The sequence below is a fragment of the Duganella fentianensis genome (assembly GCF_964031615.1).
Taxonomy (GTDB): Bacteria; Pseudomonadota; Gammaproteobacteria; order Burkholderiales; family Burkholderiaceae_D; genus Rugamonas; species Rugamonas fentianensis_A.
In genome coordinates this window covers 273,617-296,760 of record NZ_CAXIQN010000008.1, presented here as the reverse complement: position 1 = coordinate 296,760, position 23,144 = coordinate 273,617, and the positions used below count along the sequence as shown (strand labels likewise).

32 protein-coding genes and 1 pseudogene are annotated in these 23,144 nt (G+C 56.2%); 32 read left to right on the top strand and 1 reads right to left on the bottom strand.

The features are described from left to right. The 32 genes and pseudogenes from ABNT42_RS05915 to rplQ form a co-directional block, all read left to right on the top strand. Positions 1-157, top strand: a pseudogene (locus ABNT42_RS05915) (elongation factor Tu); the annotation flags it as partial. 125 nt (positions 158-282) lie between these two features. Then, positions 283-600, top strand: coding sequence for a 30S ribosomal protein S10 (gene rpsJ / locus ABNT42_RS05910; RefSeq protein WP_028101676.1), 318 nt, complete (start codon positions 283-285; stop codon positions 598-600). A 333-nt stretch (positions 601-933) separates the two neighbouring features. Then, complete coding sequence (locus ABNT42_RS05905; RefSeq protein WP_348695236.1) at positions 934-3,723, top strand: TonB-dependent receptor; 2,790 nt, start codon at positions 934-936, stop codon at positions 3,721-3,723. A gap of 307 nt (positions 3,724-4,030) precedes the next feature. Continuing rightward, complete coding sequence (locus tag ABNT42_RS05900) at positions 4,031-6,925, top strand: TonB-dependent receptor (RefSeq protein ID WP_348695233.1); 2,895 nt, start codon at positions 4,031-4,033, stop codon at positions 6,923-6,925. A 276-nt stretch (positions 6,926-7,201) separates the two neighbouring features. Further along, positions 7,202-7,858, top strand: a complete 657-nt coding sequence (gene rplC, locus ABNT42_RS05895) for a 50S ribosomal protein L3 (RefSeq protein ID WP_155436396.1) — start codon at positions 7,202-7,204, stop codon at positions 7,856-7,858. A 3-nt stretch (positions 7,859-7,861) separates the two neighbouring features. Continuing rightward, on the top strand, positions 7,862-8,482 hold the full coding sequence (gene rplD / locus ABNT42_RS05890) for a 50S ribosomal protein L4 (RefSeq protein ID WP_348695229.1): 621 nt from the start codon (positions 7,862-7,864) through the stop codon (positions 8,480-8,482). Further along, positions 8,479-8,793 (top strand): 50S ribosomal protein L23, encoded by a 315-nt coding sequence (gene rplW, locus ABNT42_RS05885; RefSeq protein ID WP_155436394.1) that lies wholly within the window; start codon positions 8,479-8,481, stop codon positions 8,791-8,793. Before rplD ends, rplW begins: the two co-directional genes overlap by 4 nt. Continuing rightward, positions 8,793-9,620: a 50S ribosomal protein L2 gene (gene rplB / locus ABNT42_RS05880; RefSeq protein ID WP_155436393.1), complete on the top strand. Its 828-nt coding sequence runs from the start codon at positions 8,793-8,795 to the stop codon at positions 9,618-9,620. Before rplW ends, rplB begins: the two co-directional genes overlap by 1 nt. 9 nt (positions 9,621-9,629) lie before the next feature. Continuing rightward, positions 9,630-9,905 (top strand): 30S ribosomal protein S19, encoded by a 276-nt coding sequence (rpsS, locus tag ABNT42_RS05875; protein ID WP_155436392.1) that lies wholly within the window; start codon positions 9,630-9,632, stop codon positions 9,903-9,905. Then, the gene (rplV, locus tag ABNT42_RS05870; RefSeq protein ID WP_174864456.1) at positions 9,902-10,234 is read left to right on the top strand and encodes a 50S ribosomal protein L22; all 333 of its coding nucleotides are present in this window, start codon (positions 9,902-9,904) and stop codon (positions 10,232-10,234) included. The genes rpsS and rplV overlap by 4 nt, the downstream gene beginning before the upstream one ends. Positions 10,235-10,243: 9 nt before the next feature. Continuing rightward, positions 10,244-11,020 carry a 30S ribosomal protein S3 gene (rpsC, locus tag ABNT42_RS05865; RefSeq protein WP_348695224.1) on the top strand — a complete coding sequence of 259 codons (777 nt, stop codon included), beginning with the start codon at positions 10,244-10,246 and terminating at the stop codon, positions 11,018-11,020. 2 nt (positions 11,021-11,022) lie between these two features. Further along, complete coding sequence (gene rplP / locus ABNT42_RS05860; protein WP_008444302.1) at positions 11,023-11,442, top strand: 50S ribosomal protein L16; 420 nt, start codon at positions 11,023-11,025, stop codon at positions 11,440-11,442. A 12-nt stretch (positions 11,443-11,454) separates the two neighbouring features. After that, a complete protein-coding gene (rpmC, locus tag ABNT42_RS05855; protein WP_155436390.1) occupies positions 11,455-11,646 on the top strand; it encodes a 50S ribosomal protein L29 in 192 nt (63 codons plus the stop codon). Further along, complete coding sequence (gene rpsQ, locus ABNT42_RS05850; protein ID WP_155436389.1) at positions 11,643-11,909, top strand: 30S ribosomal protein S17; 267 nt, start codon at positions 11,643-11,645, stop codon at positions 11,907-11,909. Before rpmC ends, rpsQ begins: the two co-directional genes overlap by 4 nt. A gap of 265 nt (positions 11,910-12,174) precedes the next feature. Beyond that, positions 12,175-12,543 (top strand): 50S ribosomal protein L14, encoded by a 369-nt coding sequence (gene rplN / locus ABNT42_RS05845; RefSeq protein ID WP_155436388.1) that lies wholly within the window; start codon positions 12,175-12,177, stop codon positions 12,541-12,543. Positions 12,544-12,552: 9 nt separating this feature from the next. Further along, positions 12,553-12,867 (top strand): 50S ribosomal protein L24, encoded by a 315-nt coding sequence (gene rplX / locus ABNT42_RS05840; protein WP_155436387.1) that lies wholly within the window; start codon positions 12,553-12,555, stop codon positions 12,865-12,867. A gap of 6 nt (positions 12,868-12,873) precedes the next feature. Continuing rightward, positions 12,874-13,413 (top strand): 50S ribosomal protein L5, encoded by a 540-nt coding sequence (gene rplE / locus ABNT42_RS05835; protein WP_155436386.1) that lies wholly within the window; start codon positions 12,874-12,876, stop codon positions 13,411-13,413. A 7-nt stretch (positions 13,414-13,420) separates the two neighbouring features. Continuing rightward, positions 13,421-13,726, top strand: coding sequence for a 30S ribosomal protein S14 (gene rpsN, locus ABNT42_RS05830; protein WP_155436385.1), 306 nt, complete (start codon positions 13,421-13,423; stop codon positions 13,724-13,726). A gap of 14 nt (positions 13,727-13,740) precedes the next feature. Further along, entirely contained in the window at positions 13,741-14,136 is a 396-nt protein-coding gene (gene rpsH, locus ABNT42_RS05825; RefSeq protein WP_161036033.1) for a 30S ribosomal protein S8, read from the top strand. 10 nt (positions 14,137-14,146) lie between these two features. Then, positions 14,147-14,680, top strand: coding sequence for a 50S ribosomal protein L6 (gene rplF, locus ABNT42_RS05820; protein WP_155436383.1), 534 nt, complete (start codon positions 14,147-14,149; stop codon positions 14,678-14,680). 14 nt (positions 14,681-14,694) lie between these two features. Beyond that, positions 14,695-15,057, top strand: coding sequence for a 50S ribosomal protein L18 (rplR, locus tag ABNT42_RS05815; protein ID WP_155436382.1), 363 nt, complete (start codon positions 14,695-14,697; stop codon positions 15,055-15,057). Between the two features lie 9 nt (positions 15,058-15,066). Continuing rightward, the gene (gene rpsE / locus ABNT42_RS05810; RefSeq protein WP_155436381.1) at positions 15,067-15,585 is read left to right on the top strand and encodes a 30S ribosomal protein S5; all 519 of its coding nucleotides are present in this window, start codon (positions 15,067-15,069) and stop codon (positions 15,583-15,585) included. A 10-nt stretch (positions 15,586-15,595) separates the two neighbouring features. After that, a complete protein-coding gene (gene rpmD, locus ABNT42_RS05805; RefSeq protein ID WP_155436380.1) occupies positions 15,596-15,778 on the top strand; it encodes a 50S ribosomal protein L30 in 183 nt (60 codons plus the stop codon). A 27-nt stretch (positions 15,779-15,805) separates the two neighbouring features. Beyond that, complete coding sequence (gene rplO / locus ABNT42_RS05800; protein ID WP_155436379.1) at positions 15,806-16,237, top strand: 50S ribosomal protein L15; 432 nt, start codon at positions 15,806-15,808, stop codon at positions 16,235-16,237. Between the two features lie 32 nt (positions 16,238-16,269). Beyond that, positions 16,270-17,604 carry a preprotein translocase subunit SecY gene (gene secY, locus ABNT42_RS05795; protein ID WP_155436378.1) on the top strand — a complete coding sequence of 445 codons (1,335 nt, stop codon included), beginning with the start codon at positions 16,270-16,272 and terminating at the stop codon, positions 17,602-17,604. 18 nt (positions 17,605-17,622) lie between these two features. After that, positions 17,623-17,841 carry a translation initiation factor IF-1 gene (infA, locus tag ABNT42_RS05790; protein WP_005663428.1) on the top strand — a complete coding sequence of 73 codons (219 nt, stop codon included), beginning with the start codon at positions 17,623-17,625 and terminating at the stop codon, positions 17,839-17,841. 33 nt (positions 17,842-17,874) lie between these two features. Continuing rightward, the gene (gene rpmJ, locus ABNT42_RS05785; protein ID WP_005663407.1) at positions 17,875-17,988 is read left to right on the top strand and encodes a 50S ribosomal protein L36; all 114 of its coding nucleotides are present in this window, start codon (positions 17,875-17,877) and stop codon (positions 17,986-17,988) included. A 27-nt stretch (positions 17,989-18,015) separates the two neighbouring features. After that, positions 18,016-18,381 (top strand): 30S ribosomal protein S13, encoded by a 366-nt coding sequence (gene rpsM / locus ABNT42_RS05780; protein ID WP_155436377.1) that lies wholly within the window; start codon positions 18,016-18,018, stop codon positions 18,379-18,381. A gap of 14 nt (positions 18,382-18,395) precedes the next feature. Then, a complete protein-coding gene (gene rpsK, locus ABNT42_RS05775) occupies positions 18,396-18,800 on the top strand; it encodes a 30S ribosomal protein S11 (protein ID WP_072786827.1) in 405 nt (134 codons plus the stop codon). Between the two features lie 211 nt (positions 18,801-19,011). Then, positions 19,012-19,635, top strand: a complete 624-nt coding sequence (gene rpsD / locus ABNT42_RS05770) for a 30S ribosomal protein S4 (RefSeq protein WP_348695211.1) — start codon at positions 19,012-19,014, stop codon at positions 19,633-19,635. A gap of 109 nt (positions 19,636-19,744) precedes the next feature. Continuing rightward, positions 19,745-20,722 (top strand): DNA-directed RNA polymerase subunit alpha, encoded by a 978-nt coding sequence (rpoA, locus tag ABNT42_RS05765; RefSeq protein ID WP_155436376.1) that lies wholly within the window; start codon positions 19,745-19,747, stop codon positions 20,720-20,722. A gap of 124 nt (positions 20,723-20,846) precedes the next feature. Next, positions 20,847-21,245: a 50S ribosomal protein L17 gene (gene rplQ / locus ABNT42_RS05760; protein WP_155436375.1), complete on the top strand. Its 399-nt coding sequence runs from the start codon at positions 20,847-20,849 to the stop codon at positions 21,243-21,245. A 178-nt stretch (positions 21,246-21,423) separates the two neighbouring features. On the opposite strand, the gene ABNT42_RS05755 is transcribed toward rplQ, so the two are convergent. Further along, positions 21,424-23,097, bottom strand: a complete 1,674-nt coding sequence (locus tag ABNT42_RS05755) for a M28 family peptidase (RefSeq protein ID WP_348695207.1) — start codon at positions 23,095-23,097, stop codon at positions 21,424-21,426. Between the last annotated feature and the right edge of the window lie 47 nt (positions 23,098-23,144).

Genomic DNA, 23,144 nt, shown 5'->3' with positions numbered 1-23,144 from the left:
GCTGCCAGCCGATAAAGAAATGGTTATGCCAGGCGACAACGTGTCGATCACCGTTAAGCTGATCAACCCGATCGCTATGGAAGAAGGTCTGCGCTTCGCTATCCGCGAAGGTGGCCGTACCGTTGGCGCAGGCGTGGTTGCAAAAATCATCGGCTAATTTTTAGGCGCTGATAACTCAGGGTCGACAAGGTGTGCTACCATGTCGACCCTTTGTGCTGTATCCCGTTCTTTTTAAATTGCTGGCGCTACAAAGTTGCCAGTTCGCTCTTTTAGGAAAACATCATGTCCGCACCAAACCAGAAAATCCGTATCCGTCTGAAAGCTTTCGATTACAAACTGATCGACCAGTCGGCTCTGGAAATCGTTGATACCGCCAAGCGCACCGGCGCTGTGGTCAAAGGCCCAGTTCCTCTGCCAACCCGCATCCAGCGTTACGACGTTCTGCGTTCGCCACACGTCAACAAGACCTCGCGCGACCAGTTCGAAATCCGTACCCACCAGCGTCTGATGGACATCGTTGATCCAACCGACAAAACCGTGGACGCACTGATGAAGCTGGACCTGCCAGCTGGCGTTGACGTCGAAATCAAACTGCAATAATTCCTGCTATAGCCGCCTGCGGGCGGCGTGGCCGACAGGGCCGGAAGCGCATCACTGATGCACTTCCGGCCCTGTTTTTTTTACAACGGAAAAATGACTGCCGGTTCATGTTTCAGTAATAAAATATTACGAATTTAATTCCGAAAAACAACGGATGTTTAGTTAAATGAAGGTTTTTTGGCAATTCATGGCTTTTTGCCTTTCTTTTCCACCCATATTGTGAGAAATTCCAAGGCTGCGTTAAAAAAAGATCGAGGCCGTCGTGATCCGGCGACACTGTCAAAGCGCACAGTTTGTAACTACCATTCGGGAAAAGTCGTGAAAAATCCAACCATGAAAAAAAATGCGATCTCGATCGCATTAGCTCTCGCTTTCACTCCAGCCGTCTACGCTCAGGAAGCCGTTCAGGCCGAGCCTAAGATCCAGCGTGTGGAAATCACCGGTTCCAGCATCAAGCGTACCGACAGCGAAACCGCTGCTTCCGTACAAGTACTGTCGCGCAAAGACATCGAGCGCACGGGCGAGCACACCGTGCTGGGCCTGCTGACCTCGACCGCTGCGATCTCGGCCAACATCAACTCGGCCAGCTCGAGCTCGGGCAGCTTCGCTACCGGTTCGTCGGGCGTATCGATGCGCGGTCTGGGCAAAGTATCGACCCTGGTACTGGTTAACGGCCGTCGTATCGCTCCTTACGGTCTGGCGGACGGCGCGCAAGAAAACTTCACCAATCTGGATGCCATCGCGACCGACGCGATCGAGCGTATCGAGATCCTGAAAGACGGCGCTTCGGCTATCTACGGTTCCGACGCCATCGCCGGCGTGATCAACATCATCCTGCGTAAAGACTACCAGGGCGGTAAAGTGCAGGTTAACTACGAAGCCACCGACGGCTTCGCAGACCGCCGCAACCGCAGCGTCTCGGCCATCTACGGCTTCGGCGATCTGGAAGAAAACGGTTACAACACCTACCTGACCTTCGAGGGCTACAAGCGCGATGGTTACAGCCTGGGCGAACTGGCCAGCCGCTACCCAGCATGGCAGCGTGCTACCCCGGGCCGTTCGACCTGGGATGCCAAGAGCACCTTCTCGCCGACCGGTAACTACTTCCTGAGCTCGACCAACATCGTCGCTGCGCCAGGCTGCCCGGCCACCTCGATCGACCCAGCCGACAAGCTGTGCAAATTCGACGTGCTGCAGTACTCGGGTCTGACCACCAATAACAAGCGCTACGCTGCAGCCAGCAACACCCGCTTCAAGATCGGCCGTGATATCGACGCTAACTTCGAAATCACCACCGCCGGCGCCAGCAACGATTACATCGTCGCTCCGTTCAGTGCCAGCAACGGCAGCAGCACCACCTCGACCAGCGTGTGGTACAACGCGTTGGCCGGCAAAATGGTTGGTCCATTCAGCTACCCTAAACTGCCAGTAGGCAACAACGGTAACCCATACGCCTTCCCAGTGGAATACCGTGCCCGTCTGATGGACACCGGCAACGGCTTCAACTTCAACCGTACCGAATCCGACCAGAGCCGCTTCATGCTGGCCCTGAACGGCACCGTTGGTAACTTCGACTGGAAATCGGCCGTTGGTCACATGACCTCGAGCGCAACCAAGGCCACCCGTGCCGTGAGCGCCAAAGGCTACACCGACGCTATCGTCAACAACACCTACAAGTTTGGCCAGCAGAACGATGCAGCGCTGCTGAACCAGATGTTCCCTATCCGTACCACCGAAGGCGAGTCGAAAATTGAATTCATCGACGCCACCATCACCGGTGAAGTCATGCAACTGCCAGCTGGTCCGCTGAGCATTGCAGTGGGTACCGACCTGCGTCGTAACTCGTACGAAATGAAGAGCTCGGACAACGTGCTGGGTGGTGAGCTGGTCGGCATCTTCGGTCTGCAAGTGAAAGACCGTCAGAGCCAGTATGCTGTGTTCACCGAAGCCACCATCCCTGTGGTGAAACGCGTGGAACTGAGCGCTGCTCTGCGTGCCGACAAGACCAGTGGCGCCGAAGCCCACCTGTCGCCGAAACTGGGCGCCAAAGTGCAAGCACTCGATTCGCTGCTGCTGCGTGGTACCGCTGCCGGTGGTTTCCGTGCTCCTAACATCGTTGAAACCGGTAACGGTCTGGGCCGTAGCTCGGTTGCTACCAGCGTAGTCGACCAGCGTCGCTGCCCTATCGCTTCGGAACTGAACAATCTGATTCAGAAATCCAATGCAACCGCAGCTGACAAGGCCCTGGCTAACAGCTACCGCAACAACGACTGCCTGTCGTCGCTGCCTAGCTTCGTGTCGTCCAACCCTGACCTGAAACCAGAAACCTCGCGTTCCTACACCCTGGGCCTGGTCTTCGAGCCAGTGAAAAACTGGACTCTGGCGCTGGACTACTACAGCATCGAGCGTAAAGACGAGATCGGCACCCGTGCCGTAGGCGACATTCTGAAGAACGAAGCAGCACTGCCAGCCGGCCAGCTGATCCGTATCGACAACAGCGCCACCGACAACGAGTTCCTGGCACTGGTGCGTAAATACGTTCCTGGCAATACCACCACCTTCGGTGGCATCGGCAAGCTGGGTATGGTTTACAACCCATACGTCAACTCGGGCAAAACCCGCGCTTCGGGCTTCGACTTCGACGCATCGGGCAAGTTCAAGATCGCCAACGTGGGTGATGTTGCTCTGAAACTGGACGGTACCTACGCCCTGAAATACCAGCAGTTCCTCGTGGCCGACAACGCCTACGGCATGAACATGGCCGGTAACTACGACGGTGGTCCACGTCTGCGCATGAAACTGCGTGGCTCGCTGAACACCGGTAAAGTAGATCAAGGCTTGACCGTCAACTACCGCGGTGCCTGGAGCCCGAACAGCGACGATGCACCGACCTACTGCGTAACCAACAAGGTTGCAGCAGACCAGATGGCAGCTTGCGGCAAAGTGCGTGCTTACACCACGGTTGACTACAACCTGGCTTACACCATGAGCAAGAACGTCAAGCTGAGCGCCTACATCTACAACCTGCTGAACCAGGATACGCCAGTGAACTACCGTGATGGCATTACCGCCAGCAACATGCTGTTCCGTACCTTCGGCCTGAGCGCTGCTTATAGCTTCTAAGCAACGCTGAGCAAGCCTGCCCGCAAGGGCGGCTTAGCGCCGCAAAACACCCCGTCTGCCTTGTGCAGCCGGGGTGTTTTTTTTTGCTGTGGTGATAGCAAAACTGAAGTCGGTTTCAGCGTTGCGCAAACCATACAGGAAACCCTTACACATTCATTTTATTAGCAAATAAAGAAATCTTTCTTTTCAGGAAATCCCGATTATGAGAAATTGGAGGTCTACCAAGGAATACCGCGTGAGGCAACCAGTCTTACGAATTTTTGCGTAGATTTACAAATATCTGCTAAGAATAAAAGAGGGAGGTACTTTGAAACACCATCCATTGAGCAAGCGCAGCGCCATCGCCGTGGCCCTGACGCTGGCCTACACACCCGCCATTTACGCCCAGCAAGCCACGGGCAAGGAAGTTGAAACCGTCTACATTACCGGCTCGAACCTGAAGCGCGTCGGCAAGGAAGGCGAATCGCCGGTGCAGGTGATTACCCAGCTTGAAATCAAAGCCAGTGGCGCTGCCACCGTGGCCGAGCTGATGCGCACCGTGCCGTCTATGGGTACCGACAACAACTACGACACCAATGACGGCGGCTTCTCGCGCGGCGTCTCGACTGCCTCGCTGCGCGGTCTGTCGTCCACTTCGACCCTGATTCTGCTGAATGGCCGCCGCATGACGCCATCGGCCTATGCCGACCCGAATGACGGCAATTCCACCCTGTATGACCTGAACAGCATTCCCCTGTCGGCACTGGAGCGCGTCGAAATCCTCAAGGATGGCGCGTCGGCGGTGTACGGCTCGGATGCGATCGGCGGTGTGATCAACTTCATCACCAAGAATAACTACGAAGGCGTGCAGGTGGCAGCCCGTGTCGGTGCCAATGACGATGGCAACTTCGGCAAGCGCGGTGCCAGCATGTTCTGGGGCAAGGGCGATATCGATAAGGATGGCTACAACGTCTTCGTTGCGGCCGACGTGTCCAAGCGTGACCGCGTGAAGCGTGCTGACGCGACCGATATCCAGGTCGAGCAGTACAAAATCCTGAACGGCCGCTACGCCACCAATTACGGTAGCACCGTGTCCAGCAGCGCGTCGTTCTACCGCGAAAGCGCGCCCGGCTCGAAGAACTTTGGCGTGTCGCAGAGCACCGCCGCTGCCCGTCTGGTAACCCTGACCAATTGCGATCCGTCGCAGCAACTGGTCGGTAGCCGCACCATGGGCCTGGCGCGCACCAGCGTGTTCATCGGCCGTACCTTCTGTAACTACGACACCCCTCAGTTCCTCGAAGCCCAGAGTGCCGGCAATGACCAGAATGTGATGAGCCGCGGCGTCATCAAACTGGGCGCCAACACCCGTGCCTTCGCCGAAGTCGGCTTCAGCCGCAGCGAGCGTAACTACACCGGTGCGCCGATTACACTGGGCCAGTCCTCGGTGACCAACTTTACCTCGACCGGTGTGGCCGATCCGTTCCAGGTCATCCTGCCGATCGGCCATCCGGACAATCCGTTCCCGACCGCACGTGCTTCGGTCGGCTACCGCTTTGAAAACCTGCGCGGCGGCACCCAGAACGTCAACACGGGCATCCGTGCACTGGCCGGTCTGGAAGGCAGCTGGTCGGGCTGGGATTGGAACACGGGTCTGCTGTGGAACCAGTCGAAGAAGGATGACATCACCTACGGCCGGCTGTACCTGCCGACCCTGCGCAAGCTGAACACCGGTACGTCGCTGGCCGCACTGGCTGCCGACCCGACCCTGGCGCATGACGTGGTCAGCGACAACAAGGCTTCCATCCTGCAGTGGGATGCCCGCGTCAACACGGAATTCGGTGCACTGCCTGGCGGTCCGCTGGCACTGGCACTGGGTACCGAGGTGCGCCGTGAAAAGATCAATCTGAAACCGGATGAGCTGGTAGCGACCGGTCAGATCTATGGTCTGGCCAATACCGTGATCGACGGCCAGCGCGACGTCAAGTCGGCCTTCGTCGAACTGCGTACGCCGGTACTGAAAAATCTGGAATTCGACTTCGCCGGCCGTCTGGACAAATATCCTGACATCAAGACCAACTTTGTACCGAAAGTGGGCGGTAAATGGACGCTGGCAGACTCGGTCGCCATGCGCGGTACCTATGCGCGCGGCTTCCGTGCGCCTGGCCTGACCCAGGTAACGCCCGGTGGTGCGCAGTTCTTCCTGAGCGGCATCTGGGATCGTCGTCGTTGCGAGGCGGATATGGAAACGCCAAAAAATGGCGCGACCGAGGTGGATTGCGCCAAGTCGGCCGCTGGTACCGGTGGTGCCAATCCGGATCTGGTGCCGGAAAAATCCAAGAGCTATTCGATCGGTCTGGTCATCTCGCCAACGGCCAATCTGGATATGACCATCGATATGTGGCGTATCCGCAAGACCGGCGAAGTGATTCTGGGTTCGGCATGGGATGCGCTGAAGAATGAGGACTCCAATCCTGGCAACGTGATCCGTGATCCTAACCCTGTCAACTGGGTAACGGATGCCAACGGCAAAGTGATCCCGAATTCGGGCCCGCTGCTGATGGTCAAAGAGCCATGGATCAATCAGGGCGCGTCGGAAGTGCGCGGGATCGATCTGGAAGTGCGTCACCGCAAGAATCTGGGCGACTGGGGGACTTTCAATACCAAGGTCTCCACCACCTACACTTCGCACTACTCGATCGCTGCCCATGAGGGCGACATCGAACACAATCTGGCGGGTAGCAGCGCCGGTCTGACTGACTGGGCCATCAGCAGCGGCATGGATATGCCGCGCTGGAAGAGCAACCTGACGGCCAGCTGGGCGCGTGGTGACCATGCCCTGACGGCCACGGTCAACTACATTGGCCCGATCTCGCTGCTGCGTCGCTACGACGGTGCCGATACTTTCGCCCAGCCGTTCTGCCACTATGGCACACCGAAGCCGACCGATGCCGAACCAGATCGTGACGCGACCATCCCGCTGTACGAGGCGTATTTCCCTGACTGCGCCGTCAACAGCTGGACCACGGTGGGTCTGGGCTACACCTACACGGGCTTCAAAAACCTGTCGCTCAGCTTCAATATCCAGAATCTGCTCGACACCAAAGCGCCATATGATCCGCGCTATGGCGTGAACAGTGCAGCCACCCCGCTGCAAGGTTACAACGAAGGCCTGCATAACAACCAGGGTCGTTACTTCACCTTCAGTGCCAGCTACGCGTTCTAAGCGGAACCTAGCTCAAAAAACAGCGCCCTCGTGGCGCTGTTTTTGTTTCTGCAGGGCAGGGCGCCAGCCCGCGCCAATGCTGCTTTTGGCAATCTTTCCGCCGATTGGCGCCGGGGCGCAAGAAAACCTGACATACCTCGTATTAAGTTGTTGCGTCAAGGGTCTTTTCGCGCTAAACTAGCCGGCTTCGGTATGGATATGTCTTTTTTATTAGTCCGTACTTATTTTAGTAGTTAAACAAAGCCCCGCCCAATCGTAGGTGGGAATGGAGAAAAAATGAGCCTAGGCCTCCTCGGTCGCAAGGTTGGTATGATGCGCATCTTCACCGATGACGGGGATTCGATCCCAGTCACCGTGTTGGACGTATCGAACAACCGTGTTGCGCAAATCAAAACGCCTGAAACGGATGGTTACTCCGCTGTTCAGGTTGCATTCGGTCAACGTCGCGCTTCCCGCGTGACCAAAGCCGTCGCTGGTCACCACGCCAAAGCTGGCGTTGAAGCCGGTACCACGCTGAAAGAATTCCGCATTGACGTTACCAAAGCTGCTGAACTGAAAGCTGGCGACACCGTTGCCGTTTCGCTGTTCGAAGTTGGTCAGAAAGTTGACGTGCAAGGCGTATCGATCGGTAAGGGTTACGCTGGTACCATCAAGCGTCACAACTTTGCTTCGGGTCGTCAGACCCACGGTAACTCCCGTTCGCACAACGTACCAGGTTCCATCGGTATGGCGCAGGATCCAGGTCGCGTATTCCCTGGTAAGCGCATGACCGGTCACCTCGGTGACGTAACCTGCACCGTGCAGAACCTCGAAATCGCCCGTATCGATGCCGACCGTCAGCTGCTGCTGGTCAAAGGCGCGATCCCAGGCGCGAAAAACGGCCAGGTTGTAGTGTCGCCTGCTGTCAAAGTTAAAGCAAAGAAGGGAGCTTAATCGATGGAACTCAAGCTCTTGAACGCACAAGGTCAAGCCGCCTCTAACGTTGCTGCCGCCGACACCGTCTTCGGCCGTGACTACAACGAAGCCCTGATCCACCAGATCGTCGTTGCTTACCAAGCCAATGCTCGTAGCGGCAACCGCAAGCAAAAAGACCGTGAAGAAGTTCACCACACGACCAAGAAGCCATGGCGCCAAAAAGGTACCGGCCGCGCTCGTGCTGGTATGTCGTCGTCGCCACTGTGGCGCGGCGGTGGTCGCATCTTCCCGAACTCGCCTGACGAGAACTTCACCCACAAAGTGAACAAGAAGATGTACCGCGCTGGCCTGTGCTCGATCCTGTCGCAACTGGCCCGCGAAGAGCGCCTGGTTGTGGTAGAAGATTTCGCTATCGAAGCTCCTAAGACCAAGCTGCTGTCGCAAAAGCTGACCGGCATGGGCTTTGACTCGGTGCTGATCATTACCGATACCGCCAACGAAAACCTGGAACTGGCTTCGCGCAATCTGCCGAACGTTCTGGTGGTTGAACCACGTCACGCAGATCCAATGTCCCTGGTGTTCTACAAGAAGATCCTGGTCACCAAAGCTGCACTGGCTAAGATTGAGGAGATGCTGGCATGAGCGCATTGAAATTTAGCGAAGAGCGCCTGATGAAGGTGCTGGTGGCTCCGGTCATTTCCGAGAAGGCCACCATGGTCGCGGAAAAGAACGAGCAGATCGTTTTCCGTGTAACCACCGATGCGACCAAGCCAGAAATCAAAGCCGCTGTTGAACTGCTGTTCAAAGTGGAAGTGGAATCGGTGCAGACCGTTAACCGCGAAGGTAAGCAGAAGCGTTCCGGTGCTCACATCGGCCGCCGCAACCATACCAAGCGCGCTTTCGTGTGCCTGAAACCTGGCCAGGAAATCAATTTCTCCGAGGAGGCTAAATAATGGCACTCGTTAAGATGAAGCCAACCTCCCCAGGCCGTCGCGGCATGGTGAAAGTTGTTAACGCCGACCTGTACAAAGGCCGTCCGTTCGCAGCGCTGGTTGAGAAAAAATCGAAAACTGCTGGCCGTAACAACAACGGTCACATCACCACCCGTCATATCGGTGGTGGCCACAAGCAGCACTATCGTCTGGTTGACTTCAAGCGTCAAAAAGATGGTATCCCTGCAAAAGTGGAACGTATCGAATACGATCCTAACCGTACCGCGCACATCGCTCTGCTGTGCTACGCCGACGGTGAGCGTCAGTACATCATCGCTACCAAAGGCATGGCCGTGGGCGACACCGTGATGAACGGTTCGGAAGCTCCGATCAAAGCCGGTAACTGCCTGCCTATCCGCAACATCCCAGTGGGTACTGTGATGAACTGCGTTGAAATGCTGCCAGGTAAGGGTGCTCAGATGGCCCGTACCGCTGGTGCTGGCGTGGTGCTGATGGCCCGTGAAGGTACCTACGCTCAAGTGCGTCTGCGCTCGGGTGAAGTACGTCGCGTGCACATCGAGTGCCGTGCAACCGTGGGTGAAGTCGGCAATGCCGAACACAGCCTGCGTAAGATCGGTAAAGCTGGTGCGATGCGCTGGCGCGGTGTTCGTCCTACCGTTCGCGGTGTGGTCATGAACCCGATCGACCACCCGCACGGTGGTGGTGAAGGCCGTACTGCAGCTGGTCGTCACCCAGTGTCGCCATGGGGCCAGCAGACCAAGGGTAAGAAGACTCGCAGCAACAAGCGTACTTCTTCGATGATCGTCTCGCGCCGCGGCAAGAAATAAGGATAAATCATGACTCGTTCATTGAAAAAAGGGCCGTTCTGTGACGCCCACCTGGTGAAAAAAGTCGAAGCCGCACAAGCGTCCAAAGACAAAAAGCCAATCAAAACCTGGTCCCGTCGCTCGACCATCATGCCTGACTTCATCGGCCTGACGATCGCTGTTCACAACGGCAAGCTGCACGTGCCTGTGTATGTTTCCGAGAACATGGTTGGTCACAAGCTCGGTGAATTCGCGCTGACCCGCACGTTCAAGGGCCATGCCGCTGACAAGAAGGCGAAGAAATAATGGAAACCAAAGCTATCCTCAAAGGTGTGCGCCTGTCCGACCAAAAAGGTCGTCTGGTTGCTGACCTGATCCGTGGCAAGAAGGTTGACGCTGCACTCAACATTCTGCAATTCAGCCCAAAAAAGGGCGCGACCATCATCAAGAAAGTGCTGGAGTCGGCAATCGCTAACGCTGAGCACAATGATGGCGCGGACATCGACGAACTGTTCGTGAAAACGATCTACGTCGAAAAGGGCCCGATCCTGAAGCGCTTCACTGCACGCGCTAAAGGCCGGGGTGATCGTATCTCGAAACAATCCTGTCACATTTACGTGACTGTCGGCAACTAAGGAGTCACGATGGGACAGAAGATACATCCAACCGGTTTCCGTCTGGCCGTAACCCGTAACTGGGCTTCGCGCTGGTACGCTGGCAATGGCAACTTTGCTGCCATGCTGAATGAAGACCTGAAAGCACGCGCTTTCCTGAAAACCAAGCTGAAGAACGCTTCGGTCGGCCGCATCGTGATCGAGCGTCCAGCCAAGAACGCGCGCTTCACCATCTACAGCTCGCGTCCGGGCGTGGTCATTGGTAAAAAAGGCGAAGACATCGAAGTACTGAAGTCGTCGCTGACCAAGATCATGGGCGTGCCTGTGCATGTGAACATCGAAGAAATCCGCAAGCCAGAAATCGACTCGCAGCTGATCGCTGACTCGATCGCTCAGCAGCTGGAAAAGCGCATCATGTTCCGCCGCGCGATGAAACGTGCTATGCAAAACGCCATGCGTCTGGGTGCCCTGGGCATCAAGATCATGTCGTCGGGCCGTCTGAACGGTATCGAAATCGCTCGTAAAGAGTGGTATCGCGAAGGTCGTGTGCCTCTGCACACCCTGCGCGCCGATATCGACTACGGTACCAGCGAAGCTTCGACCACCTACGGCATCATCGGTGTGAAGGTTTGGGTTTACAAAGGCGATCGTTCGGCTAACGGCGACGCACCAGTGATCGATACCCCACCAGACGAGAAGAAGCCACGTGGCCCACGTCGCGACGACGGTAAACCAGCTGGCCGTCGTCCAGCCGGTGCCGGCCGTGTGCGTAGCGCCGCCAAGCCGGCCGAGAAAGCAGGAGAATAATCATGCTGCAACCAGCACGCAGAAAGTATCGTAAAGAGCAGAAAGGCCGTAACACCGGCATTTCGCACACCGCCGGCACTTCGGTGTCGTTCGGCGAATTCGGTCTGAAAGCCGTGGCCCGTGGTCGTATCACGGCCCGTCAAATCGAGGCTGCACGTCGCGCCATGACCCGTCACATCAAACGTGGCGGCCGTATCTGGATTCGCGTGTTCCCGGACAAACCGATTTCGAACAAACCTGCCGAAGTCCGTATGGGTAACGGTAAAGGTAATCCGGAATACTACGTCGCCGAAATCCGTCCAGGCAAAGTCCTGTACGAAATGGATGGCGTCGCAGAAGAACTGGCGCGCGAAGCATTCCGCCTGGCCGCTGCCAAACTGCCACTGGCAACCACCTTCGTGGTTCGTCAAGTTGGTCAATAACAGGAGTGAAATATGAAAGCATCTGAACTCCGCGGCAAAGACCAGGACGCTCTGCAAAAAGAGCTGAATGACCTGTTGAAGGCCCAGTTTGGCCTGCGTATGCAAATCGCTACGCAACAACTGAGCAACACTTCGCAGCTCAAGAAGGTACGTCGCGATATCGCACGTGTAAAAACGGTAATGAACACGAAGGAAGCCAAATGACTGATCAAGTAAAGCTGAAGCGTACTCTGATCGGTAAGGTGGTGTCCGATAAAATGGACAAAACCGTTACCGTTCTGATCGAACGCCACGTCAAACATCCTTTGTACGGTAAGATCATCGTCCGCTCGAACAAGTATCACGCGCACGACGAGACCAACCAGGTGAAAGCCGGTGACACGGTGGAAATCACGGAAGGTCGTCCGATCTCCAAAACGAAGGCATGGACCGTAACGCGTGTGGTGCAAGCCGCACAAATCGTTTAATTGACGATCTCGCCTCCGACCTTAGGGCCGGGGGCGGTTTTTCAATTAGTTCTTGCAAGCCCGCAAATTGTATGTAATACTTGCGGGCTTCGTTCATGTAACGCCGCAAAGTGTCTGGCCACAGACGCAGAACCGCGCGGTCAGTAGCAGTACGAAGGTCAAGCACCCAAACAGTGGGCTCTGCATGAGCACTCTGGCGGGACCAAGACTGACCGCAGGTCCGCATTGTGTGGATTCTTCGGCTTAAGTTGGGAAAGAGAATACTATGATTCAAACTGAAAGCCGGCTCGAAGTGGCCGACAACACCGGTGCAAAAGAAGTTCTGTGCATCAAGGTGTTGGGCGGCTCCAAGCGCCGTTATGCAAGCATTGGCGATGTGATCAAAGTAACCGTTAAGGTTGCTGCGCCACGTGGCCGTGTTAAAAAAGGTGAAATTTATAACGCCGTGGTTGTGCGTACCGCTAAAGGTGTGCGCCGCCAAGATGGTTCCCTGGTGAAGTTCGACGGCAATGCCGCCGTTCTGCTGAACGCCAAACTGGAACCAATCGGTACCCGTATTTTTGGACCAGTAACGCGCGAACTGCGTACTGAAAAGTTCATGAAGATCGTGTCCCTGGCACCTGAAGTCCTGTAAGGAGTCGTAATGGATAAGATTCGTAAAAACGACGAAGTCATCGTTCTGGCCGGGAAAGACAAGGGCAAGCGTGGCGTCGTTCAGCGTCGTGTAGATGCTGAGCACGTCGTGGTTGAAGGCGTCAACGTTGCTAAAAAAGCGACCAAGCCTAACCCAATGACTGGCGTACAAGGTGGTATCGTCGATAAGACTATGCCGATTCACGTGTCCAACGTTGCACTGTTCAATGCAGCGACTGGCAAGGCAGACCGTGTTGGTTTCAAAGAAGTGGATGGTAAAAAAGTCCGCGTCTTCAAATCGTCCGGCGAAGTAGTGAAGGCTTAAGAAATCATGGCACGTCTCCAAGAGTTCTATAAAGAAAAAGTCGTTGCTGACCTGACCGCTAAGTTCGGTTACAAGTCGGTAATGGAAGTTCCACGTCTGACCAAAATCACCCTGAACATGGGTGTGGGTGAGGCTGTTGCGGACAAGAAGGTCCTCGAGCACGCTGTCGGCGACCTGACCAAGATCGCTGGTCAAAAACCAGTGACCACCAAATCGCGTAAAGCAATCGCGGGTTTCAAAATCCGTGAAGGCTACCCGATCGGTACCATGGTTACCCTGCGCGGCGCTCGTATGTACGAGTTCCTGGATCGCTTCATCACCGTGGCCCTGCCACGCGTGCGCGATTTCCGCGGTGTGAATGGCCGTGCGTTCGATGGTCGTGGTAACTACAACATCGGCGTGAAAGAGCAGATCATCTTCCCGGAAATCGAGTACGACAAGATCGATGCGCTGCGTGGTCTGAACATTTCGATCACCACCACCGCCAAGACCGACGACGAAGCGAAAGCTCTGCTCGCCGCCTTTAAATTCCCGTTCAGGAACTAAGTAGATCATGGCAAAACTCGCACTGATTAACCGTGAACAGAAGCGCATTGACCTGGCAAACAAGTTTGCTCCAAAGCGCGCTGCACTGAAGGCCATCATTGATGACCAGTCGAAGTCGGAAGAAGAACGTTACGAAGCGCGCCTGAAGCTGCAAGCGCTGCCACGTAACTCGGCACCGACCCGCCAGCGTAACCGCTGCGCCGTCACCGGTCGTCCACGCGGCACCTTCCGTAAATTCGGTCTGGGCCGTATCAAGCTCCGTGAATTCGCCATGCGTGGTGAAATTCCGGGTATGACTAAAGCAAGCTGGTAATAGGAGAATATGCAATGAGTATGAGCGATCCTATCGCCGATATGCTGACCCGCATTCGTAACGCCCAAGGCGTGCAAAAAGCGACCGTGGCTATGCCATCGTCGAAAGTTAAAGTTGCGATTGCCAACGTCCTGAAGGACGAGGGTTACATTGAAGATTTCGCTGTTGCCGAAGCTGGTGGCAAAGCGGAACTGAAAATCGGTTTGAAGTATTATGTTGGCCGTCCCGTCATTGAGCGCCTGGAGCGCGTGTCCCGTCCGGGCCTGCGTATCTACAAAGGCAAAGACGAGATCCCTACTGTGATGAATGGCTTGGGTGTGGCGATCGTGTCGACTCCGCAAGGCGTCATGACTGACCGCAAAGCACGCGCTACCGGTGTCGGCGGCGAAGTTATTTGCTACGTCGCATAAGGAGTTACACATGTCTCGAGTAGCTAAAATGCCTATCGCTGTGCCAGCTGGCGCTGAAGTCGCCATCTCCGCACAAGCGATCACCGTCAAAGGCCCGCTGGGCGTTCTGACCCAGTCCCTGAACGGTCTGGTAGCAGTAGAAAACAATGCAGGTACCCTGAGCTTTACGCCAGCTAATGACTCCCGCGAAGCCAATGCCATGTCCGGCACGCTGCGCGCTCTGGTCAACAACATGGTGAACGGCGTTACCAAGGGTTTCGAGAAGAAGCTGAACCTGATCGGCGTGGGCTACAAAGCTCAAGCACAAGGCGACAAGCTGAACCTGTCGCTGGGCTTCTCCCACCCTGTTGTGCACACCATGCCAGAAGGCGTGACCTGCGCAACGGCCACCCCGACCGAGATCGTCATCAAAGGCATCGACCGTCAAAAAGTGGGCCAAGTGGCTGCTGAAGTTCGTGCTTACCGCGCTCCTGAGCCATACAAAGGCAAGGGCGTCCGTTATTCGGACGAAGTGGTTAAGATCAAAGAAACCAAGAAGAAGTAATTTAGGGGCTGACGATGGACAAGAAAGAATCACGTCTGCGCCGCGGACGCCAAACCCGGATCAAGATCGCGCAATTGAAAGTGAACCGCCTGTCGGTACACCGCACCAATCAGCACATTTACGCGAACCTGACCTCGCCAGATGCCAAAGTACTGGTATCGGCCTCCACGGCAGAAGTCGAAGTGCGCAACGAACTGGCTGGCAAGTCGGGCAAAGGCGGCAATGCTGCTGCTGCCGCTCTGGTTGGCAAGCGCGTCGCAGAGAAAGCACTGAAAGCAGGGATTACCGAAGTAGCGTTCGATCGCTCCGGTTTCCGTTACCACGGCCGTGTGAAGGCGCTGGCAGAAGCCGCGCGCGAAGCCGGTCTGAAGTTCTAAGGAACGATCATGGCAAAAATGCAAGCAAAAATGGCAAGCGACAAGCCGGATGATGGCATGCGCGAAAAAATGATCGCGATCAACCGCGTGACCAAAGTGGTCAAAGGTGGTCGTATCATGGGTTTCGCCGCGCTGACCGTAGTTGGTGACGGCGATGGCCGCATCGGCATGGGCAAAGGCAAGTCGAAGGAAGTTCCAGTCGGTGTGCAGAAGGCAATGGAAGAAGCCCGTCGCAACCTGATCAAGGTTTCCCTCAAAAACGGTACCCTGCAACACACCGTGACCGGTCGTCACGGCGCATCGAAAGTGATGATGTCGCCTGCGAAACCTGGTACCGGCGTGATCGCTGGCGGCGCTATGCGCGCAATCTTCGAAGTAATGGGCGTGACCGACGTGGTGGCAAAATCCACCGGTTCGAGCAACCCTTACAACCTGGTGCGTGCAACGCTGGACGGTCTGGCAAAAATGAGTACTCCTGCTGAGATTGCTGCTAAACGCGGCAAGTCGGTAGAAGACATCCTGGGCTAAGGTGAACGCGATGACACAAAAAACCATCAAAGTACAATTGGTCAAGGGCTTGATCGGCACGCGTGAAGATCACCGTGCTACCGTTCGCGGTCTGGGTCTGCGTCGTGTTAACTCGGTTTCCGAGCTGCAAGACACCCCATCCGTGCGCGGCATGATCAACAAAGTCTCGTACCTCGTTAAAGTTGTTGCGTAAGCCCCCGGGCTTACACACGGAGAAATCATGGAACTGAATACCATTCAACCAGCCGAAGGCGCGAAGCACGCTAAGCGTCGCGTAGGCCGCGGTATCGGCTCCGGCCTGGGTAAAACCGCAGGTCGTGGTCACAAGGGTCAAAAATCGCGTTCGGGCGGCTTCCACAAAGTCGGCTTCGAAGGCGGTCAGATGCCTCTGCAGCGCCGTCTGCCTAAGCGCGGTTTCAAGTCGCTCAACGCTACCTTCAAAGCTGAAGTGCGTCTGTCCGACCTGAACAACCTGGCTGTTGGCGATGTCGACATCCTGGTACTGAAACAAGCTGGCGTACTGAGCGTGCTGGCACGCGATGTGCGCGTCATTCTGTCCGGCGAGATCACCAAAGCGGTGAACCTCAAAGGCCTGAAAGTGACCGCTGGCGCGAAAGCCGCCATCGAAGCAGCCGGCGGCTCGGTAGCCTGAGTTGACCGCTAACAGCTTGATCGGAGCGAAAATTGGCGACTAACCCACAATTAGCTAAAAGTGCAGCAGCTGGTTTCCCTTGGGGCCGGCTCTGGTTCTTGCTTGGCGCATTGGTGGTGTATCGTATCGGTGCTCACATCCCCGTTCCGGGGATTGATCCGGTGCAATTGGCCGCGCTGTTCAAGTCGCAAGAGGGTGGCATCCTGGGCATGTTGAACATGTTCAGCGGTGGCGCTCTCGCGCGCTTCACAGTCTTTGCGTTGGGTATCACGCCTTACATCTCGGCATCGATCATCATGCAACTGGTGTCGATCGTTTCGCCACAGATGGAAGCGCTCAAAAAAGAAGGCGAAGCAGGCCGTCGCAAGATCACCCAGTACACCCGTTATTTCACGGTGGTGCTGGCGACGTTCCAAGCGTTGGGCATTGCAGTCGCACTGGAGTCGCAGGCAGGTCTGGTGCTGGATCCAGGCTATGCATTCCGCTTCGTTACGGTCGTGACGCTGTTGACCGGAACTATGTTCGTGATGTGGTTGGGCGAGCAAATTACTGAGCGTGGTCTCGGTAATGGTATCTCGATCATCATCTTTGCAGGTATCGCGGCTGGTCTGCCGGGTGCACTGGGAGGCCTGGCCTCGTCGGTTGCCAACGGTTCGATCGGTGCCTTCTCTGCAATCGTCATCATGATCCTGGTTGTGGCGGTAACGTTCTTCGTAGTCTTTGTCGAACGTGGCCAACGCAAGATTCTGGTGAATTATGCGAAACGTCAAGTGGGCAACAAGATTTACGGTGGTCAAACCTCGCACCTGCCATTGAAGTTGAATATGGCCGGCGTGATTCCACCGATCTTCGCTTCGTCGATTATCTTGTTCCCGGCAACGATCGTGGGCTGGTTTACCACGGGCGCCGATACGGCGAATCCCGCGGTCCGGTTCCTGAAAGATTTGGCTGCATCGATGGGGCCAGGCGAGCCCATCCACGCACTGTTGTACGCCATTGCGATCGTGTTTTTCTGTTTCTTCTATACAGCGCTGGTATTTAACAGCAAGGAAACAGCGGATAACTTGAAGAAGAGCGGGGCCTTTGTGCCAGGGATCCGTCCCGGTGAGCAGACTGCCCGTTACATCGACAAGATCCTGACACGTTTGACACTGGCTGGCGCCATCTACATTACCCTGGTGTGTTTGTTGCCGGAATTCATGCAAGCCGAGTGGAAAGTACCGTTCTATTTTGGTGGTACTTCTCTGTTGATTATTGTAGTTGTGACCATGGATTTCATGGCCCAGGTACAAAACTATGTAATGTCGCAGCAATATGAATCGCTGCTGCGCAAAGCAAACTTCAAAGGCGGAATTCCGACGCGATAAGCGCGGTAAACATACCGAATGGCAAAAGACGACGTCATACAGATGCAGGGCGAGATTCTTGAGAATCTGCCAAATGCAACATTTCGAGTAAAGCTGGAAAACGGACACGTGGTGCTCGGGCATATTTCGGGTAAAATGCGGATGAACTATATCCGCATTCTTCCTGGCGACAAGGTGACGGTAGAGCTGACACCTTACGATCTGAGCCGCGCACGTATCGTGTTCCGGACCAAGTAATTTTAGATAATCGAACCAACAAGAGAGTGCAAAATGAAAGTTAACGCCTCAGTCAAGCGGATCTGCCGCAACTGCAAGATCATCAAGCGCAAGGGCGTTGTTCGCGTAATCTGCGTCGAACCACGTCACAAGCAGCGTCAAGGTTAATAACCGTTATTTATCGAGGAATAACGAATGGCACGTATTGCAGGGGTTAATATCCCAAATCATCAGCACACCGTTATCGGCCTGACGGCCATCTACGGTGTAGGCCGTCCACGCGCAAAGTTCATCTGCGCCGCTACGGGTATTGCGACCGATAAAAAGGTCAAAGATCTGGACGACAGCGAACTGGAAAAACTGCGCGATGAAGTAGCTAAATTCATCGTCGAAGGCGATCTGCGTCGCGAACTGTCCATGAACATCAAGCGTTTGATGGATCTGGGTTGCTACCGCGGCCTGCGTCACCGTAAGGGCCTGCCGGTCCGCGGTCAACGCACCCGCACCAATGCACGTACCCGTAAGGGCCCGCGCAAAGCCGCTCAATCGCTCAAGAAATAATCTAGGGAAATCACATGGCTAAGCAACAAAGCAGCGCCGCAGCAGCGCGCGTACGCAAGAAGGTCAAGAAGAACGTTGCCGAAGGTATCGCTCACGTTCACGCTTCCTTCAACAACACCATCATCACCATCACCGACCGTCAGGGCAATGCTCTGTCGTGGGCGACCTCCGGTGGTGCTGGCTTCAAGGGTTCGCGTAAATCGACCCCGTTCGCAGCGCAGGTTGCGGCTGAAGCAGCTGGTAAAGTCGCAATCGAATGCGGCGTGAAGAACCTGGAAGTACGTATCAAGGGCCCAGGTCCTGGTCGTGAATCCGCAGTGCGCGCACTGAACAACCTGGGCATCAAGATCACCGAGATCCAGGACGTGACCCCAGTACCGCACAACGGCTGCCGTCCTCCAAAACGTCGTCGTATCTAATGGCCTGCCCGCCTCGGCGGGTATGCTGTTAAAAAAAGCTGGAGCAGTAGGCTGGAAACGGCTATACTCTCCGGCTGTTCTCGTCTTGCGGGTACACAAACTGTACACCGCGGATTTTATTTAGCCACCGTCTGGCCCACCCTGAGGATCAGACTAGCGCCTAACCGTCGCAAGATGGCTGGGGCGTTATTATTTATAAAAAGGAAGCATCGTGGCACGTTATATCGGTCCTAAAGCTAAACTCTCCCGTCGTGAAGGTACTGACCTGTTCCTGAAGAGCGCACGTCGCTCGCTGGACAGCAAGTGCAAACTGGACGTCAAACCAGGCCAGCACGGCGTTAAATCGGGTGCCCGTACCTCGGACTACGGCAACCAACTGCGCGAAAAGCAAAAAGTTAAGCGTATCTACGGCGTGCTGGAACGTCAGTTCCGTCGCTACTTCGCTGAAGCTGACCGTCGCAAAGGCAACACCGGTGAAACCCTGCTGAAACTGCTGGAAACCCGTCTGGACAACGTTGCTTACCGCATGGGCTTCGGCTCGACCCGCGCTGAAGCACGTCAGCTGGTTTCGCACAAAGCCTTCACCGTGAACGGCCAGGTTGTGAACATCGCTTCGTACTCGGTTAAAGTCGGCGACGTGATCGCTGTACGCGAAAAATCGAAAAAGCAGACCCGTATCATCGAAGCGCTGTCGCTGGCTGAACAAGTCGGTATGCCTTCGTGGGTATCGGTTGATGCCAAGAAAATGGAAGGTACCTTCAAGTCCCTGCCAGAGCGTAACGAAATCGCTCAAGACGTCAACGAATCGCTGATCGTCGAGCTGTACTCGCGTTAATCTGTAGTTCGCTGCAAAAAACCCCGCCCGCTCCTACGAGTGGGCGTTTTCACTAATGCCATCAGCCTTATCGGCCTAACGCGCCGAGGGTATTGAAAAGGACATTTACATGCAAAACAGTCTGTTGAAGCCACGTATTATCGACGTTGAGGCACTCGGTGCCGGTCACGCCAAAGTCGTGATGGAACCGTTCGAACGCGGCTACGGCCACACCCTGGGTAACGCGCTGCGCCGCGTACTGCTGTCGTCGATGGTAGGCTACGCGCCGACCGAAGTGACGATCGCTGGTGTGGTACACGAATACTCGTCGCTGGACGGCGTGCAGGAAGACGTGGTTGACCTGCTGCTGAACCTGAAGGGCGTGGTCTTCAAAGTCCACAACCGTGACTCCGTCACCCTGACCCTGAAGAAAGAAGGCGAAGGCGCCGTGCTGGCATCGGATATCGATCTGCCGCACGATGTAGAGCTGATCAACCCTGAGCACGTGATTGCCCACCTGACCGCTGGCGGCAAGCTGGACATGCAGATCAAAGTGGAAAAAGGCCGTGGCTATGTGCCAGGTAACGTCCGCCGTCTGTCCGAAGACACCAACAAAACCATCGGCCGCATCATTCTGGATGCCTCGTTCTCGCCTGTGCGTCGCGTTTCCTACGCCGTGGAATCGGCCCGTGTGGAACAGCGTACCGACCTGGACAAGCTGATCATCAACATTGAAACCAATGGTGTGATCTCGCCGGAAGAAGCGATCCGTCAATCGGCTCGCGTACTGGTAGACCAACTGAACGTGTTCGCTGCACTGGAAGGCACCGAAGCTGCTGCCGAAGCGCCATCGCGCGCACCGCTGGTCGATCCTATCCTGCTGCGTCCAGTGGACGATCTGGAACTGACCGTACGTTCGGCCAACTGCCTGAAAGCAGAAAACATCTACTACATCGGCGATCTGATCCAGCGTTCGGAAAACGAACTGCTGAAGACGCCAAACCTGGGTCGCAAGTCGCTCAACGAAATCAAAGAAGTACTGGCTTCGCGCGGCCTGACCCTGGGCATGAAGCTGGAAAACTGGCCACCTGCTGGTCTGGAAAAGTAATTCGCTGTATTGCTGTACCCGTCCGGCACATGGTGTGCCGGACGTCATCCCTAGAACCGGTCCGCGCCTAGTAGCGATATCAGGCGATCGAAGAACTCGGATTTAAACACTGAAAGGAAGTACCATGCGTCACCGTCACGGCCTCCGTAAGCTGAACCGTACCTCGTCCCACCGTCTGGCAATGCTGCGCAACATGACCGTATCTCTGCTGCGTCATGAAGCCATCAAAACCACGCTGCCAAAAGCTAAAGAACTGCGCCGCGTAGTTGAGCCTATCCTGACCCTGGGCAAGACCGACACCCTGGCTAACAAGCGTCTGGCATTCTCGCGTCTGCGCGATCGTGAAATGGTTCTGAAGCTGTTCGCAGAACTGGGCCCACGTTACGCTAACCGCAATGGCGGTTACCTGCGCATCCTGAAAATGGGTTTCCGTGTTGGCGACAACGCTCCAATGGCTTACGTTGAGCTGCTGGACCGTCCAGAAGCAACCGACATCGAAGCCGCTCCAACCGCTGAAGAGTAATCTTCGCGTTAGTGCGCATTAAAAAAGCCGGGTTCGCCCGGCTTTTTTTTCGTCCGGGGTCAGGTCGGGCAAAGTGCAGGTGTCAGGTCGGGCGTTGGTGCGTTATTTGAGAAATCTCAAAAACTGCACTTTGCCCGACCTGACACCGACACTTTGCCCGACCTGACCCCAAGTTGTATTAACGCAGGCGGCGTTGGCCGGCGGCTTTGAACTCGGAACCGTCGCGCCATTGCGGTGTGCTGCCGTTGGCGATCTCAAGTCCTACCTGGAACAGCAGGCCGATATCCTGCACGCCGCCGCTGAAGTCCCAGTCGGTGCGTACGATGTCGCTGGTCTGGTGGTAGTCGTGCGCGACATAGTGGTTGACCACTTCGGCCGCGTAGTTGTCGGGGCGCTCGAGGTAGCCGCTGCGCGCTTTGGTGTACAGCACGGGCACGCCGGCACGGGCGAATTCGAGCTGGTCGGCGCGGTAGAAGCTGCCCAGTTCGGGACGGCTATCGTTTTCCATTTTGCGCCCCTGTGCGGCCGCATATTTGGCCAGCAGCTCGTCGATGCTGGAATGGCCGGAGGTGACGTTCTCGATCTGCGCCGTCTTGCCCCACGCATTGATGCCGTCGATGTTGATGTTGGCTACCGTCTGGCGCAACGGCACTAGCGGGTGGGCGGCGTAGTATTTGGCGCCCAGCAGACCCCGTTCTTCCGCCGTGGTGGCGAGGAACAGAATCGAGCGTTTGGGTGCCTGTGCGGCCGGCAAGGTTTTGTAGGCCTTGGCCAGTGCCAGCAGGGCCGCCGTGCCGGAAGCGTTATCCAGCGCGCCATGGTAGATCTGTTCGGTGCGGCTGCCCGGCAAGCGGGTGTCGATGCCGAGGTGGTCCCAGTGCGCGCTATAGATCACATACTCGTGCTTGAGCTTGGGATCGCTGCCCTCGATCAGCGCCACCACATTGTTCGATTTCAGGCTGCGCGTCTGGTTGTCGATCTGGAAGTCGGCCTTGGCTTTCAGTACCACCGGCTGGAACTCTTTCTTCAGTGCCTGCTGCTTGAGCTGCTCGAAATCATAACCGGCCGTCGCCAGCAGTTCCTTGGCACGCTCCAGCTGTATCCAGCCAGGCACGGTAGGGGCGTCCGGATCGGCGCCTTTGCGCTGCAGGCTGAAATGTTCGCCTACGCCGCCACTGCGCACCACGTCCCACGGGTAGGCGGCCGGTTTGGTTTCATGGATGATGATGGCTGCTGCCGCGCCCAGCTTGGCGGCGATTTCGTATTTGTAGGTCCAGCGCCCGTAGTAGGTCATGGCCTTGCCCTTGAACATGGCCGGATCGAGCTGCTCGGGATTATTCGGGTCGGGTATGGCGGGATCGTTAATCAGCATCAGCAGCGTCTTGCCTTTGACGTCCAGCCCCTTGTAATCATCCCAGCCGTATTCGGGCGCCTGTACGCCGTAGCCGACAAACACGATGTCCGAACCCTTGATCTTGGCGTGATCGCCGGGCGTGGTGGAGTGGGCGACGTAATCCTCGGGGAACTTCAGGCTGACCTGTTTGCCATTCACCGTATAGCTGAACTGCGGCACCGGCTTCTGCCCGCGCATGGGCACACCCTGCACCCAGCTGCCGTCCGGATTGCCGGGGCGCAGACCGAGCTGGCGGAACTGCTGCTTGAGGTAGTCCACGGTGCGGGTTTCGCCCAGCGATCCCGGTGCGCGGCCTTCGAATTCGTCCGAGGCCAGCACCTTGATGTGCTGCAGCAGTTCATCGGCCTTGATGCTGGCCAGCGCCGCATCGGGATTCTGTGCTTGCGCAGCAGCGCAGACCAGCAGGGTAGAGCACAGCAAGGGGCGTATCGTCGCCATGGTTCACTCCGTCTGAAAAAATTTTAGTTTCGCACAGAATGCTGACC